A 15,199-nucleotide genomic window follows, 5' to 3' on the forward strand; every position below is an offset into this window, starting at 1 on the left:
AAAGGATAGCGAAAAAAGATGCCATAAATCAGACAGCTACCACGTAGATGATAAAATACTCACTGCTCCATAACCCGTGTATAGACCATAGAGTATGATAAAAATCGCAGCAAAATGACGAAATATGAATGATTGTTGAATGTTCTTCAAACGGGTCGCGCCATAACCAACAAGAAGCATCGCAGGTAAGGTTCCCAGACCAAAAGAGGCCATAACCAGTGCCCCTGACAGTGCACTACCGGACACAACAGACCAAGTCAGTACCGAGTAAACTAGCCCACAAGGTAACCACCCCCAGATAAACCCAAAAGGGAGAGCGAACCACGTTTTCCTAAGCGGGAGCAATGATTGCCCAAAAGGCGAAATAAAACTCCAGATTTTTTGCCCAACCTTCTCCAGCTTTAACAGACCAAACCACCAACGGCCAACATACAATCCAAGTACAATCATTAGGACTGCCGCAATGAGCCGCAACCAAATCAACGCATGATTAAGTGTAGAAAATTCGGATAGCGAGGCGGCGAGGCCTCCTAATAAACCGCCAAACAGCATATAGCTGGCAATACGCCCAAGGTTGTAAAAAACAAGCAGTATTGGGAGTCGATCACTGCGTTTTTCACCTAAGGTCAAAAGAGAAGCAATTCCGCCACACATTCCCATACAGTGGCCAGCTCCAAGTAAACCGATAAAGAAAGCACCAATCCAATCTGCGGTCATTTTTTCTCTTCTTTTGATGAGGTAAGTTCATCTTCATCAAACAAAATATTGTGTCCTTGGCGTTCTAAATCTTCAAACTGTTCGCTCTTTACTGCCCATAAAAAGATGATGACGGCGATCGTAACCAAAACGATCGCTATGGGGATCAATATATAAAGACTTTCCATCTACTTATCCCTCTTTTTGAGTAGTCGAAGAGAATTAGATACCACAATAATCGAACTCGCCGACATGCCCACAACGGCAATGTAAGGAGCAACCAGCCCAGCAACGGCGAGTGGCAAAACAATAATATTGTATCCAAGTGACCACGCTAAATTTTCCCGAATGATTTTGCGAGCTTTTAACGCTAAGCTTCTGGCTTCCAATAATCTGTCGAGTTTATCACCAAGTAAAACCATATCAGCGGATGCTTTTGCGACATCGGTTCCACCACCCATAGCGACTGATAAGTGCGCACCAGCAAGCGTTGGCGCATCATTAATGCCATCGCCAATCATCATGGTGATATCATCATCTGGTAACGACTTTAAGTAACTCAGTTTATCTTCTGGTTTGGCATTCGATACGACAATATCGATGTCCATTTCGGCGGCCACACTTTGTGCATTAAGTTGAGAGTCACCCGTTAATAGCGTGATCTTAATTCCTTCATGATGGAAACGATCGATAAATTGTTTCGCTTCACTACGGATAGGATCGCGGTACGTGAAGGTCGCAATGTGTTGCCCGTTGAGCGACAGATAAATACGATTTGCCCGATCGTCACTGATGTCGTTCAAAACAAATTCGGCGCTGCCGATACGAACATCGCCACCTAAATATTTACCTTGAATACCAGACCCAATCATATTCTGCACATGCTCAACACGAAACTCGTCATTACGATATTGCGCAAACGCTCTGGCAATGGGGTGATTGGCATGATGCTCCAAAGCAGCGGCTAGCGCCAAACAATGGTTTTCGTCTATATCACCATGCAACTCAACGTCACTAATTTCGATATCACCACGGGTCAACGTTCCCGTTTTATCAATAATCAAATGGTTAACTTTGCAAAGTGTTTCAAAGACATGGTTTTTTCTCAATAAAATACCAAAGTCACCCATTCGTGATGTAGCGCAAGTGATGGCTGTGGGGGTCGCAAGAGAAAGCGCGCACGGGCAGGTTGCCACCAAGACCGCTAACATGATCCAAAATGCATCTTCAGGTTTTGTCTGGTGCCAATAAAACCAAGTGGCTGCTGCAATAATCAAAATTACAGCCACAAAATATCTCGCGACAATATCAGCAATTTCTGCAATCTTAGGCTTAGACATTTGAGCTTCATCTTGCAGTCTAACAATATTGGAAATAACGGAATCCGCTTTAGATGCAGTGACTTCCAACTCGAAAGACTCATCGCCATTTAATGTACCAGCAAAAACAGCATCACCGACTGTTTTGACAACGGGTACTGATTCACCGGTCAACATTGATTCATTAATATGAATACGCCCATTCAACACTCGACCATCAGCAGGGACGTGTTCTCCAGGCAACACGCGAATTCGATCACCAAGAGCTAGAGTTTTTACAGGCACTTGACGGCCATCCAACGTAGTTGCAACCGCAGGGATCAATTTCAGTAAATTGCCGCTAGCCGCCGCGGCTTTTCTACGCGCCCGCATCTCTAAAAATCGTCCAACCAGTAAGAAAAAGGTAAACATTGAAATGGATTCAAAAAAGACTTCGCCTTGTTCAGTCACTGTCGCTATCAGACTAGCAACATACGCAAAAATAAGAGCGATAGAAACAGGAACATCCATACCTAATGTTCTGCCTCTAATGCTTCGCCAAGCATTGAGGTAAAAGGGAAGGGCAGAGTATAAAAGTACGGGGGTTGCAAAGATCAAACTAACCCAACGAAAATAATTGCGAAACTCAGAATCAAGATCACCGAAGACCTCAAGATAGAGCGCCACAGCAAGCATCATCACTTGCATGGTGGCTAGGCCTGCAATACCCAAGCGATAAAGATATTGCTTCATTGATTGATGGTAGGCTGCCTCATGTGCGTCTGCTTCAAAAGGGGCAGCCTTATAACCTAATTTATGAATAGTGGAGAGTAATTCACTGAGTCGTGTTTGTGTCTTATCCCAACTGAGTAAAGCACGGTTGGTAGTGGTATTGACCCTTATCGAAATTACCCCATTTTTATGAGAGAGTTGTTTTTCAATTAACCAAGCACAAGCCGCACAGGAAACACCTTCTAACGATAACGTCACTTCGGACGTTTCGTTGTCGTTACGAACGAACTCTGCTTGTACATCATCATTATCATAATGAATGAGTGCTTTGAGCTGCTCTGGCACAAGCTCCACTTTATCTGCAGTGGTCGTTCGGTATTGGTAATAAGATACTAGGCCACTCTCTACAATGGTTTTAGCCACGGTTTCACAACCGGGACAACACATATCTCTGCTTTTACCTAGAATATCAACTTTATAATCCGTGTTGGCTGGTACATCTTCACCACAGTGGTAACACGCTTTGCACATAGTTTAATTCATTAATTGAGTAGAAGTTGGCATTGGAAACGTTACTCGACCTTGGATTAACCACTCCTCATTGTGAGGAGTGAGTTCGATGAACCAAGGGCCTTGTAACGGGGCAGGCAGGGTAATGCGATATATACCTTGTGCATCCGATGCGACAAGTTGTGTGAAATCACGGTCTGGCAGTGTCCGATGAGCAAACATCATTTTAATCGCGGGGTAGTGTTCAAGCTCACCTTTATTAAATTTGAAGATAATATCATTACCCTCAGAGTAGACTTCCGAGCTGAGCTTTAATGCTTTTGCTTCGTTAATTTTTGATAGGTCAATATTAATGCCTTTGCCTTTTTTGTAGTAATCCTCTGTCACCAATGACACTGAATTCTGAGAAAAGACGATAACCGTTGCAATCGTCCATATCACCACAGTTAACGGTAAGATGATCAGAAACCACGGCCAGAATTGTTTATACCAAGGAGTTACCATAAAAAAGTTCTCAACAACAAAATAAAGAAGGCTTATTAAAAAGAGAAGAAAGACAGCCCTAATAAAGAGCTGCCTTTGTTGTGCAACTAGTTCTCTGTATTGCTTAAACTCCACACGTAAGCAGCAACCAGTTGAACTTTATCTTCACCGAGAATGTCATTCCAAGCAGGCATAACACCTGATCGGCCATGCATGACCGTTTGAGTAACATCGGCTCTTGAGTCACCAAATAACCAATCGTTATCAGTAAGATCAGGTGCTCCAAACGCAGGGTTACCTTTACCATCCGTACCATGACAAGCGGCGCAAACGACGAAGCGAGCTTTACCTGCTTCCGCTTCTCGAACGTTCACAGAACGCCCAGAAAGGCTTAGGGTATAACTCACCACTTCCTTCACACCTTGCTCACCGAGGACATCTTTCCAAGCTGGCATTTGTCCAATACGACCATGTCGGATAGTGGTCACAATCGCTTCTGGTTCACCACCATATAACCAAGCATTATCGGTTAGATTCGGAAAGCCTTTTTGACCACGAGCGTCAGAACCATGACACTGAGAGCAGTTTTGTAAGAATAAACGCTGACCAACCTTCAATGCATCAGAATCTGCTGCAATTTCAGGAATAGGGCGTAAATCCGAACCGCCGCCAGTATAAGCTAAGCGTTTAAATGCTTCACCAAAGTAGGTGTTTGCGTCATCTAACTCTTTTGCATACTGTACTAACACTTTATTGTTTTGCGCATTTGCAATCGAGGCTTTGGACTCATCAAGAGAGCGAATGGTTTGATCTGAACTTTGCCAACCAAGTACACCTTTAAAACTACCTAACCCAGGATAGAGGGTCAGATAGATAGCGGCAAAAATAAACGTACTAATAAAAAGATAGGTCCACCATTTAGGCAGAGGGTTGTTGAGCTCACGAATACCATCGTATTCATGGCCCATATCCGAGCCTTCTTCCACTCCCATTTTGTCTTTTAAACACCAAACGAGCAGAATCGCACAGCCCAGCAAAGTTCCCACCGTAATGATGATGACCCATAGACTCCAAAATGTCGTCATTGTTTAGTCACTCCTTGTTCCTTAGAGGATTTGGGCTGTTCATCGGCAAAAATGAGGTTAGCCGCTTCATCGAAACGAGCTTTACGGTTTTTGCCATAGGCCCACCACACTACGCCTATAAAACAGACGAACAGCACTATGGTCCAAATACTGTGAATAGTACCGATATCCATAACTACCCCTTACTTCATTGCGTGACCAAGAGATTGAAGATAAGAAATGATTGCATCCATTTCTGATTTCCCTTCGACATCTTTTGCTGCATTCGCGATTTGTTCATCGGTATACGGCACACCAAACTGATTACGGAATAATTCAAGTTTGCTTTGCGTAAGCTTGCCGTCCAACACATTTTTTGCTAGCCAAGGAAAACCGGGCATGTTTGATTCAGGAACCAGTTCGCGAGGATTAGTCAAGTGAACTCGATGCCATTCATCAGAATAACGACCACCAACACGAGCCAAATCAGGCCCAGTCCGCTTCGAACCCCACACAAATGGATGCTCCCAAACACTTTCACCAGCCACCGAATAATGACCATAACGCTCCGTTTCGGAACGGAATGGGCGAATCATTTGGCTATGGCAAACGTTACAACCTTCGCGAATATAGATATCACGGCCTTCAAGTTGCAGCGCAGTGTAGGGCTTAAGATTTTCAACAGGCTCAGTAGTTTGCTTTTGGAAAATCAATGGCGTGATTTCAACCAAGGCTCCCCAACTGATGGCAAAAATAATGAAAATAGCCAGTAAACCGACATTACGTTCGATGATTTCATGGCGATTATTAGAACTCATTCTTTCATCTCCTTATGCCGGTTGAGGAATAGCTTTTAAGCTATTATCTGGTGCAAAAACCGTTTTATACGTGTTGTAAGCCATCAGGAACATACCTGCTAAGAAGATAAATCCACCAATGAATCGAACGGTATAGAATGGGTAAGAGGCTTGGACAGACTCAACAAAACTGTACGTTAACGTACCGTCAGAGTTAACAGCACGCCACATCAAGCCCTGCATAACACCTGAAATCCACATCGCAACGATGTAGAGCACCGTACCAATAGTCGCTAACCAGAAGTGAGCATTGATCAAACTAACAGAGTACATACGCTCTTGGTTAAATAGGCGAGGGATTAAATGGTATACCGAACCAATCGACACCATCGCCACCCAACCTAGAGCTCCAGAATGCACGTGACCAATAGTCCAGTCGGTGTAGTGTGACAGTGCATTAACTGTCTTAATCGACATCATTGGTCCTTCAAACGTAGACATTCCGTAGAATGACAATGAAACGATGAGGAATCGTAAGATTGGGTCATAGCGCAGTTTATGCCAAGCACCAGATAACGTCATGATCCCGTTGATCATCCCGCCCCATGAAGGAGCAAACAACACCAACGACATCACCATGCCAAGTGACTGAGTCCAGTCAGGCAGAGCAGTGTAGTGTAAATGGTGCGGACCAGCCCAAATGTAAAGAGAGATCAAAGCCCAAAAGTGAACAATCGATAAACGGTATGAATAAACAGGGCGTTCAGCTTGTTTTGGTACAAAGTAATACATCATACCAAGGAAGCCGGCAGTAAGCAGGAAACCCACCGCATTATGACCGTACCACCACTGAACCATAGCATCCACCGCCCCAGCGTAAACTGAATACGATTTACCCATAGAAACAGGGATTGCCATGCTATTTACAATATGTAATACAGCAACAGTAAGGATAAAAGCTCCGAAGAACCAGTTTGCCACATAGATATGTGCCGTCTTACGCTTGACGAGTGTTCCAAAAAACACTATCGCATAAGATACCCATACAAGAGCAATGGCGATATCAATTGGCCATTCTAATTCCGCGTATTCTTTACCGGAGGTATAACCCAAAGGTAAAGTTATTGCTGCAGATAAAATAATGGCTTGCCATCCCCAAAAGGTGAAGGGCACAAGAGGACCACCAAATAGACGAGTTTGACAAGTACGCTGAACAACATAATAAGATGTTGCAAAGAGGGCACTTGTACCAAACGCAAAAATAACCGCATTAGTATGCAGAGGACGTAAGCGACTGTACGTCAACCACGGCGTATCAAAGTTTAGCTGTGGCCAAACTAATTGAGCGGCAATCAAAACACCTACAGCCATACCAACAATACCCCAGAGAATAGTCACTAAGGTAAATTGCCGAACAACTGTATAGTTGTAGTTTTGTTCAAGCTGCTTTTCTTGGCTCATTTGCATGCTTCCAATTTCTAATTAACTACACTTTACTTCCAACACGACACATGTCGTAATGCCCCCCAAATCCACAATAGAAATACTGCTTTATCAGAACGTTACTATCTATTGCTGACTTTAAAAAAAAGTGGCATTTTCAACCGTCAACTATACTGCAATTAACAATTCAATGACAGAGTAGTAACCTTACAGTTGTTCAGGATTTGGCCTTTTATTTCAAAACTTTGAAGTTTGTTACACGAGGAAGGAAGCATCATGGCTTCAGAAAAGCTTACAAAACACAGGTTTGCTCAAATACTAATCACATCACTCATTCTTTTGGTCGCTTTTTTCTGGAGGACTTTTTCTTATCAAAACGTCGACATGACAAGCTGCACTCCAACGCCAAATTGTTCTGTATTTGTAAATGAACAGGAAATTATAGTGATTAAAGATGATAAAAACCCAAATCAATACATAATTGGGCCACGAATTCCTGAACTAGAAATACATACAAATGGAACACTTATTCAACATTCCGACCACTGGATAATCCAACCAAATTCACCCAATAAACCTATAACTTTCAAGATAATTGGAAAAAGATCCTCGATATAAACTCTTACAAAAATAAAACATGAACCCAATCTGGTTCTTGGATTGATCAGCATACCTAATAACTAGAATGAAATCTTCGATTATCAGACTAGTTATTAGGTATTTTATGGTAAATACTGATTATGTTTAATATCATGAGGATAGATAGAAAAGAGGAAAGAAATATTCGTACACTAAAATATGATCATTTTCAACTTAACATAATATACATAATACGCACTTTAGGCATGATCATTTTTGGGATTGGATGAATCGATTTGGGGTTTTGATGCTTGACGTTCTTGGGCTTTAAGCTCTGGATAAAGCCGGATGAAACTCAACATACCTTGAAGGTTTTCTATTTCATCGTGCATATGATCTCGTAAGTTAAAGGCAATCTCATCAGGACAATCGCCTGTACCTAAGAAAATTGAGATGTTGGAAATTGCATTTAGCTTAGATTCTACGTCTGATAGCGTGTATTCTTTCATGGTCATAATCAACTGTCCTTTAGTTGGTTGTGGTAAAAAGCCCGTAGCTGTTCAAGGAGTTACGGGCTTTGTCATTAGTGTTTGATGGAATCGGCTCTAAATGGATTTGAAGACGGTAAAGACATGCGTTCTTTGAAGTCATTCGGGGCTAACACGATAACCTGACGACCTAAGTCAAAAGCAGCGACAATGATTGCTTGATTTTCCAAGCCTAGGCGCTCGATAACTTTTAATGCTCTAGTAAATCGATTAAAACGCATTGCTTGGTCTGGGAGACCGCACCAAATCTTGTTAACTACAGAGTCACTCTCTTTGTATTTAAGAAGAAAATCATCTTGCTCAGGGCTGTGAATAAGCCAACCATGGAAATTAGCATCATCAGGTAAGCCTGCTGCTTTCTTTAGCTGCTCGGGTTTTATGATACTCATAGCTCAACCTCCAAAGGCTCGATAATCTGGCCAAACCGTTTTAATTCAAGGGAGCCGAAATTATTAATCGCATAGCTTGAGCTGTGTGGTGTATAGAGTCCGGCCGCGTAAGGTTGTTGTCCTTTTTCTAACTGCAATTTCATTTGAACGGGAAACTTGCCACCAATGTAGGCATAAGCATCTTGCTCATAAATATCACGACCTGGCTTATCATCTTTGGGTTTGGTGGTTCGAGTCGCAACTTTTACATCTTCGGGGAATATTTCAATTTTCAACATGTGGTATCTCTCGATGCAATAGCTCTAAATGGCATAACGTTAGATTTGGCAACAACGGGCAGTTGATACCAACTAGGAATGGATAACGGCTTAACTTCGATAACTTCAGAACGCCTTAAGGTCGGACACATACGAGTTACATCAAACGGTTGTCCAATGTCGATACCAACTTTTTTAAGTCGTGTTTTATGTTCATAAAATTGGCTTCGATTCAATACTTGGCGTAAGTCGGTACCATTTTGCCAAAGACTGAAATAGTTCATTGTTGTATTAGCCTTTCGAAGTGTATCGACAGCGCCCACATCAAGAAGTTGGTGGGCAATTGATACGTGTTCATCATGGGTAATCTGTATCGTCTTCATAGCGTTCTCAATATCATTCAGATGCGGGTAAAAGTCTTCTTCGGTCACTAATCCGTAAAACTGTAGTCTGTGTTTTTTCAAAAATAATTGCTTCAGGCTGTTTTCGTCTCGTACGACACCATTTTGTTCGCAACAACTGATTAATTTCTCTACATATTCAAGTTGATTTTCAGTAATACCGTCTTTTTTACGCTTGTCTTTTTTCAAATGTTCTTTTAATTCAAATGCCTTACAGTAAAGTTTATTCAATAACCAAGATGAGCCATAACCCCAGCCGCATGTCATGCCGTTGGGAAACAAATTAGGCTTACGACCTCGACCGATTTGCATAGAGGACATGCCGCGAATGAATGAGGCTTCCTTACCCTGCCCCACAGCCAAATTACGAGTCCAATCAATAGAAGTAATTTCCGCGCCATTGCCGACTAGCGATGTTGATTTACCATTAGGCGATTGCCTTGGGTACAAACGAGTATTTTTAGTCAGTGGTGGTAAGCCATAACGTGAAAGAAGATGGTTATAAATCTCGACACAATCATCTTTACCAAACTGGAACGGACTTACGTTACTGGGTGTTGATGGGGTTTTATGGCGAACAGAAGACTCAAAAGATAACGCTGAAGCGTTTGCTAAGCCCACTAATCGGGATGGTAAAGAAACACAGTATCCACAGGTGCTCATGGTCTGTCAGATGGAGCTGAGCAGTCATTTAATCACAGGCAGTGCTTTTGACTGTTATACCGTCAATGAAATGAAGCTGGCAGAGCAGCTTATCGAAACGACCCCCGATAACAGCTTAACGCTCTTCGACAAAGGCTTTTACTCCCTAGGTTTACTTCAAGCATGGAGCTCGCAAGGCATCAATCGCCATTGGCTTATCCCGATGAAAAAAGGGCTGATTTATGAAGTCGTTCAGTCTTTTGGCCGACAAGATAAACTGATAAAACTGAAGAGTAATCCGCAAGCGCGTAAGAAATGGCCAGAGCTAGAAAAAGAGGTTGTGGTACGTTTAATCACGAGAGTCAAAGAGGGTAAGCAATACGATGTTCTCACCTCAATGGTTGACCCTATGCTTTATCCCAAATCAGATATAGTCGGTTTATATGAATACCGTTGGGAAATTGAACTGGGGTACCGAGAGCAAAAACAATACATGCTTGGTAACCGCCTTACACTGCGAAGCCGACTCCCAGAGCTCGTGAGACAAGAGCTCTGGGGAATACTACTGACATACAACTTAGTCAGATATCAAATGGTGCAGATGTGTAATACGTTGAATGGAGACTACTTGCCATACCAACTTAGCTTCAATGGAGCCTTAGCCCACATCATGCGCCTAATAGTGGGGCTTCCCTACTCGTCACCGGGAGCCATACCGAGGCAACTCCAAAACTTCTATGCAATGAGTGGGAGTTTAATACTTGAGCCAAGACGAGAAAGAGCCTTCCCTAGAGTCGTGAAGAAAAAGCCAAGCCGATACTCTAGAAAATACAATGCCGCTCACCTTAAGTGAACGGCATTAGTGTACTTGCCCTGCTTTCTCCTTCCTCCTCCTCCTCAGTCTTCGTCGTCGTGCGTCCGTCGTCATTGGGCAATATACGGTGACCGTAGAAGTGATTTAGGGCGGTGAAATTCCTCTTCCTCGCGCTCGACTAATCAGAGATTAGCTCGCACTGTGGCGAGCGGCAGAAATCAGGCATGTCATTTTTGACGTACTGAACCGGTAGGTATGTCATTTGGTGGGATGAGTGCGAATTATATTACGGGCTTCGATGGTAAAGCGATTCTCTATCCTAGTCATCACGGCCAGCGTTGCACTGACCGGATATTGCCAAGTCTTTCGCCCACCCTTGACTGCTCTCAGTCCTGCGGCAAACCCTCAACATAACTCATAACCATAATGCGCACTCTAATTTGTTAACCATAATAGCAATTGAAACCATACATCCAAATTTTCATTTCACAGTGAAATCACACCTTACTCATAACTCTGCTGCATTGATTTGTATCCGTATGTATTTCTCTGGAACTTTATATTTAAATTTTTTGCCTATCTTAATTTTAGATTTTGCTTTCGCGCAGATTTGGTAATCACCGTTTGTCCCAACGCCTACAATTTCTGCATAACTTTGAACATGCTTCATTTCGATCATCACGTCACAATATCCATCAAGCTTAGATCTATATTTTTTAAGAGCTTTAAGCGTTTGCTGTTTTATTGATTTCGCGACAGGATTACTTTCTGAATCGTCGGCATAACCCTTTGAACAGAAAACTACTATCACTAACGAAATGATAACTACACAGATTTTTTTCATCGACGAGAACCTTTACAGAGATTTCCATCATGATATCAGCGAGTTATAAATGGACGATGTGTAAAGTTAATCGTTTCGACGATGTTCGTTTTTTAATGAAAACAATCTGTAACTTAAGAATGGCAGACTCAATGTAACTTCTTGGTTCGTTGCTCTTTTGTATGAAATCCCTGATGAGGAAAAACATTGCGAATACGCTGTTGAATTTTTTTAGGTACGTCTTTAGAAAAAACCAACTTAACACCCGTTCTCTGCTGGTAAACTTTTAGTTCGCCGCTCAAGTCTGTCTTTTCAGCAATCTCAGTCACATTATGTTTAAAACTTGGAGGGAAATGACCTTTAACTTGTGCTACGACACCATCTTTGAATTTAACTCTCAATATAGGCCGATCAACAGCGACTAACCAAAAGATAACTGCAGCAGCAGCCAGAATGACATACAACATTTTTATCTCCTTTCTTATTCAGACAGTAATTTACTTAAATCTTCTTTTAAACTTGAGACGGTTCTACTCGCTTTTTCGCTACGAGATGCTTCACTTAACAGGTATTCAATCGCGTCAGACAAAGTGCAACCAAGCTCATTGGCTCGATATGATAGTTTTTCCCACACTCGATAATCGAGATCGATAGATTTCTTTCTGGTGTGTAGTTGCTCGGCATTAAAGTGGCGTTTGCGTTTGGCTCTAATTGCTTGCTTGAGTTTATTACTCAGTTCAAGTGACATGTGCTGATCAATCCACCCAAGAACCAGATTGGGTTCATGCTCTATTTTTTTTAACTGTTCAATTGCAGCTAGAGCTTCACTTTTGTCTACATAACGAGTGATTGTTTCGCCATCCTTCCACTTATTAATTAAGTATTGCCACTTCCAACCCGATTCCAAATTTTCAAGCTGTTGATATTTCATAACGTAAAATCCATGCCAAGTTAGGGTGACAGCGTAACCCACCATCGTTCAGAGTTCAATTTTTGGATTCAAAAAAGCGAACAAGATCAAGCATAATAATGGAGCTGTTAGACATTGCTATTTTTCTATATAATCTGGCTTCTTTTAATAAACACTAGATTTCAATGACTCAAAATATTTGGCGTTCAGTCACACCTCAGTATGATCAATTCCACTCGCAACTAGCTCAGTACCCTAGTCTATCTCCGGTAACATTACTCGACACACAGCCCAGACTAGCAACCGCTATTCAGCAGTTTGTTCAATTGAAAGGTTTTACACGAGTGATGTTGATCAACGCGCCAGATAACTCAATCTATCGTCAATTAGTCAGTCAAAAACTTCAAGTAATAAAGCCAAACTCGCACGTTATTTGTACGGAGTCCCTCGATATGGGGACTATCTTTGGCCAATACCGCGCTGAAAATGGGCTTATCACCAGCGAAATTCCTGGCTTACTGGATAAAGCCAATGGTGGTTACCTTCTGATCTCCGCTAATATGCTGTTGGCTAATCCTAAAATGTGGCCATTATTAAAAGCGGCAGTATTAGGCGAAGATGTAAGCCCCATTAATTGTAATGCTAAATCACCACACCCCTCACCAATCTCTAAAAGATATGAGGTCAAACTGATCATTTTAGGTGATAGGAACCAGTTAGCCGATGTCGACTATTTGGATGCAGACGTCCGCTCAAGCTTTTGTTTCTACACCGAATTAGAGTTGGACCTGAAAATTGATGAACAATCGATATTGACCTACCTCGCTTATTTGCGTTGGATATCTGAAGAATACCAACTCCCTACACTGACTGAAGATGCCATTCCTGCTCTTATGACCGCAGGTGCCCGTTTCACGGAAGATCAACATTACACACCGTTATGTGTAATATGGCACAGAACACTCATAGAAGAAGCGGCCTTAGAGTCAAATCAGTATCCGATTACTAAATCTCATATCGAAAGCGCCTTAGACAAACGCTATTATCGAGAGTCTTATCTGCAGCAACGAGCACTCGACGATATACTTGATGGACAGGTAATTATCGAAACTCAAGGCGAACAAGTCGGCCAAGTCAATGGATTAACAGTGATCGATGTTGCTGGCCATCCTCTTTCCTATGGTGAACCAGCTCGTATCTCATGCGTTGTGCACTTTGGTGACGGTGATATTACCGATGTCGAACGCAAAGCCGAGCTCGGTGGTAATTTGCATGCAAAAGGCATGATGATAATGCAAGCCTTTGTAAGCAGTTCAATGAACCTTGACGCACCGCTTCCCTATTCTGCTTCGGTTGTCTTCGAACAATCATACAGCGAAGTGGATGGCGACAGTGCATCACTAGCCGAGTTATGTTCTTTAGTAAGCGCTTTATCTGAACATCCCATTAACCAACAAATCGCTGTGACAGGTGCGGTTGATCAATTCGGGCGAGTTCAAGCTGTTGGCGGGCTAAACGAAAAAATTGAAGGCTTCTACCATGTGTGTAAGCATCAGGGATTCACGGGTGGACAAGGCGTCATTCTACCAAAAACAAATCTAAAACATCTTGCGCTTCATAAAGATGTAGTCAATAGCATTAAAAATGATGAATTTCATATTTGGCCAGTCGCTACAGTTGATGAAGCCGTACCGATCCTCATGGGTGCGTCATTCAGAGGCGATGACGAAGAAAGCATCATTAATAAAATTGCTCAACGTATTGAAAACTTTGAAAGGCATGACCAATCACACAGTATTGCAGAGCGCATTAAAAACTGGTTTGTGTAGCACTGATCGGAGTTGTTTAGCGTACACGTGTTCCCTAATATGCACCCTATCAAAAATTGGAGTAACTGATAATGCAGAATAAACGAGATTCATATAATCGTGAAGACTTACTAGCCTCTAGCCAAGGTGAGCTTTTTGGGCCTGGCTACCCTCAATTGCCAGCGCCAAATATGTTGATGATGGACCGCATCACCAAAATGTCAGAAACCGAGGGCGAGTATGGTAAAGGCCTTATTCTTGCTGAGTTAGATATTACTCCTGATCTATGGTTCTTCGATTGCCATTTCCCTGGCGATCCTGTAATGCCTGGCTGTTTAGGTTTAGATGCGATGTGGCAATTGGTTGGTTTCTTCCTTGGCTGGGTTGGTGGCAAAGGAAAAGGCCGGGCATTAGGTGTTGGTGAAGTTAAGTTCACAGGTCAGATCCTACCAACAGCAAAAAAAGTAACTTACGAAATCACGATGAAACGGGTTGTTAACCGTAAACTTGTAATGGGCCTAGCTGATGGTCGCGTTCTTGTCGATGGCAAAGAGATTTACGTTGCAAAGGATTTAAAAGTAGGTCTTTTCCAAGATACTTCTGCTTTTTAATGACGTTAAACTATTCATAAGCGACTCATAGAGTCGCTTTTTTCTCATCAAAACACTTAGTTATAGTGCCTTAGAGTGGCTTGAATACTAAAAAGCCCCTTCCGGGGCTTAAATCCTTTTGCATGTATGTGGGAGTTTATTTGTAGAGACCAGCTTGTTTGTCATCTCTGGCATCGCGCCAACCACCTAGCCAATATGAACGAGCGTCCGTTTGTTGATAAGGGCAAGCCTCTACGGAACGTCCGTTTAAGCCAGCTTTATACCCATGAGACTGTGCTCTTTCAAGGCGATCACGCTTTTGTCTCTTCATCATAGTGTAGTCCTCATACAGTAACTTGTGTCTTACATACAACTATTAAATCTACATGGCATATCTGTTACGCCACAATTAAGA

Annotated in this window: 18 protein-coding genes and 1 pseudogene; 3 read left to right on the forward strand and 16 right to left on the reverse strand. The window is 42.4% G+C overall.

Annotated elements, in window-relative coordinates; translation table 11 throughout:
- Positions 1-36: 36 nt before the first annotated feature.
- From AACV20_RS08685 to AACV20_RS08745, 12 genes are all read right to left on the reverse strand, one after another.
- Positions 37-717, reverse strand: coding sequence for a sulfite exporter TauE/SafE family protein (locus AACV20_RS08685; RefSeq protein ID WP_105976975.1), 681 nt, complete (start codon positions 715-717; stop codon positions 37-39).
- Positions 714-884 (reverse strand): cbb3-type cytochrome oxidase assembly protein CcoS, encoded by a 171-nt coding sequence (gene ccoS, locus AACV20_RS08690; protein ID WP_013856892.1) that lies wholly within the window; start codon positions 882-884, stop codon positions 714-716. The genes AACV20_RS08685 and ccoS overlap by 4 nt, the downstream gene beginning before the upstream one ends.
- Complete coding sequence (locus AACV20_RS08695; protein ID WP_170907140.1) at positions 885-3,257, reverse strand: heavy metal translocating P-type ATPase; 2,373 nt, start codon at positions 3,255-3,257, stop codon at positions 885-887.
- Positions 3,258-3,260: 3 nt separating this feature from the next.
- Complete coding sequence (locus tag AACV20_RS08700) at positions 3,261-3,740, reverse strand: FixH family protein (protein ID WP_017042885.1); 480 nt, start codon at positions 3,738-3,740, stop codon at positions 3,261-3,263.
- 86 nt (positions 3,741-3,826) lie between these two features.
- Positions 3,827-4,804: a cytochrome-c oxidase, cbb3-type subunit III gene (gene ccoP, locus AACV20_RS08705; RefSeq protein WP_013856895.1), complete on the reverse strand. Its 978-nt coding sequence runs from the start codon at positions 4,802-4,804 to the stop codon at positions 3,827-3,829.
- Positions 4,801-4,977 carry a CcoQ/FixQ family Cbb3-type cytochrome c oxidase assembly chaperone gene (locus AACV20_RS08710; protein WP_010320252.1) on the reverse strand — a complete coding sequence of 59 codons (177 nt, stop codon included), beginning with the start codon at positions 4,975-4,977 and terminating at the stop codon, positions 4,801-4,803. Before AACV20_RS08710 ends, ccoP begins: the two co-directional genes overlap by 4 nt.
- A gap of 9 nt (positions 4,978-4,986) precedes the next feature.
- Positions 4,987-5,601 carry a cytochrome-c oxidase, cbb3-type subunit II gene (ccoO, locus tag AACV20_RS08715; RefSeq protein ID WP_013856896.1) on the reverse strand — a complete coding sequence of 205 codons (615 nt, stop codon included), beginning with the start codon at positions 5,599-5,601 and terminating at the stop codon, positions 4,987-4,989.
- Positions 5,602-5,613: 12 nt separating this feature from the next.
- The gene (gene ccoN / locus AACV20_RS08720; protein WP_026028003.1) at positions 5,614-7,041 is read right to left on the reverse strand and encodes a cytochrome-c oxidase, cbb3-type subunit I; all 1,428 of its coding nucleotides are present in this window, start codon (positions 7,039-7,041) and stop codon (positions 5,614-5,616) included.
- An 821-nt stretch (positions 7,042-7,862) separates the two neighbouring features.
- The gene (locus tag AACV20_RS08730; RefSeq protein ID WP_170907141.1) at positions 7,863-8,117 is read right to left on the reverse strand and encodes an RstC protein; all 255 of its coding nucleotides are present in this window, start codon (positions 8,115-8,117) and stop codon (positions 7,863-7,865) included.
- A 68-nt stretch (positions 8,118-8,185) separates the two neighbouring features.
- Entirely contained in the window at positions 8,186-8,539 is a 354-nt protein-coding gene (locus AACV20_RS08735; protein WP_170907142.1) for a hypothetical protein, read from the reverse strand.
- Positions 8,536-8,817: a single-stranded DNA-binding protein gene (locus AACV20_RS08740; RefSeq protein ID WP_170907143.1), complete on the reverse strand. Its 282-nt coding sequence runs from the start codon at positions 8,815-8,817 to the stop codon at positions 8,536-8,538. The genes AACV20_RS08735 and AACV20_RS08740 overlap by 4 nt, the downstream gene beginning before the upstream one ends.
- Entirely contained in the window at positions 8,811-9,818 is a 1,008-nt protein-coding gene (locus AACV20_RS08745; protein WP_306685464.1) for a phage/plasmid replication protein, II/X family, read from the reverse strand. Before AACV20_RS08745 ends, AACV20_RS08740 begins: the two co-directional genes overlap by 7 nt.
- Between AACV20_RS08745 and AACV20_RS08750 the strand changes: the two are divergent.
- Positions 9,724-10,692 (forward strand): annotated as a pseudogene (locus AACV20_RS08750) (IS4 family transposase); the annotation flags it as partial. The gene AACV20_RS08745 and the pseudogene AACV20_RS08750 overlap by 95 nt on opposite strands.
- Positions 10,693-11,161: 469 nt before the next feature.
- On the opposite strand, the gene AACV20_RS08755 reads toward AACV20_RS08750, so the two are convergent.
- From AACV20_RS08755 to matP, 3 genes are all read right to left on the reverse strand, one after another.
- A complete protein-coding gene (locus tag AACV20_RS08755) occupies positions 11,162-11,497 on the reverse strand; it encodes a hypothetical protein (protein WP_013856900.1) in 336 nt (111 codons plus the stop codon).
- Between the two features lie 128 nt (positions 11,498-11,625).
- Complete coding sequence (locus AACV20_RS08760; protein WP_088721166.1) at positions 11,626-11,943, reverse strand: DUF3634 family protein; 318 nt, start codon at positions 11,941-11,943, stop codon at positions 11,626-11,628.
- A gap of 14 nt (positions 11,944-11,957) precedes the next feature.
- Positions 11,958-12,407 carry a macrodomain Ter protein MatP gene (gene matP / locus AACV20_RS08765; protein WP_026027109.1) on the reverse strand — a complete coding sequence of 150 codons (450 nt, stop codon included), beginning with the start codon at positions 12,405-12,407 and terminating at the stop codon, positions 11,958-11,960.
- Positions 12,408-12,571: 164 nt separating this feature from the next.
- Here matP and AACV20_RS08770 point away from each other — a divergent pair, with 164 nt between their 5' ends.
- Together AACV20_RS08770 and fabA are read left to right on the forward strand one after the other, a co-directional pair.
- Complete coding sequence (locus AACV20_RS08770) at positions 12,572-14,215, forward strand: S16 family serine protease (protein ID WP_094127625.1); 1,644 nt, start codon at positions 12,572-12,574, stop codon at positions 14,213-14,215.
- Between the two features lie 71 nt (positions 14,216-14,286).
- A complete protein-coding gene (gene fabA, locus AACV20_RS08775) occupies positions 14,287-14,805 on the forward strand; it encodes a bifunctional 3-hydroxydecanoyl-ACP dehydratase/trans-2-decenoyl-ACP isomerase (RefSeq protein ID WP_013856904.1) in 519 nt (172 codons plus the stop codon).
- A 136-nt stretch (positions 14,806-14,941) separates the two neighbouring features.
- Here the strand turns inward: fabA and rmf are convergent, their stop codons facing one another.
- The gene (rmf, locus tag AACV20_RS08780; RefSeq protein WP_010320553.1) at positions 14,942-15,115 is read right to left on the reverse strand and encodes a ribosome modulation factor; all 174 of its coding nucleotides are present in this window, start codon (positions 15,113-15,115) and stop codon (positions 14,942-14,944) included.
- Positions 15,116-15,199 lie beyond the last annotated feature (84 nt).

Source organism: Vibrio sp. B4-6, assembly GCF_963888245.1.
Lineage (GTDB): Bacteria > Pseudomonadota > Gammaproteobacteria > Enterobacterales > Vibrionaceae > Vibrio > Vibrio anguillarum.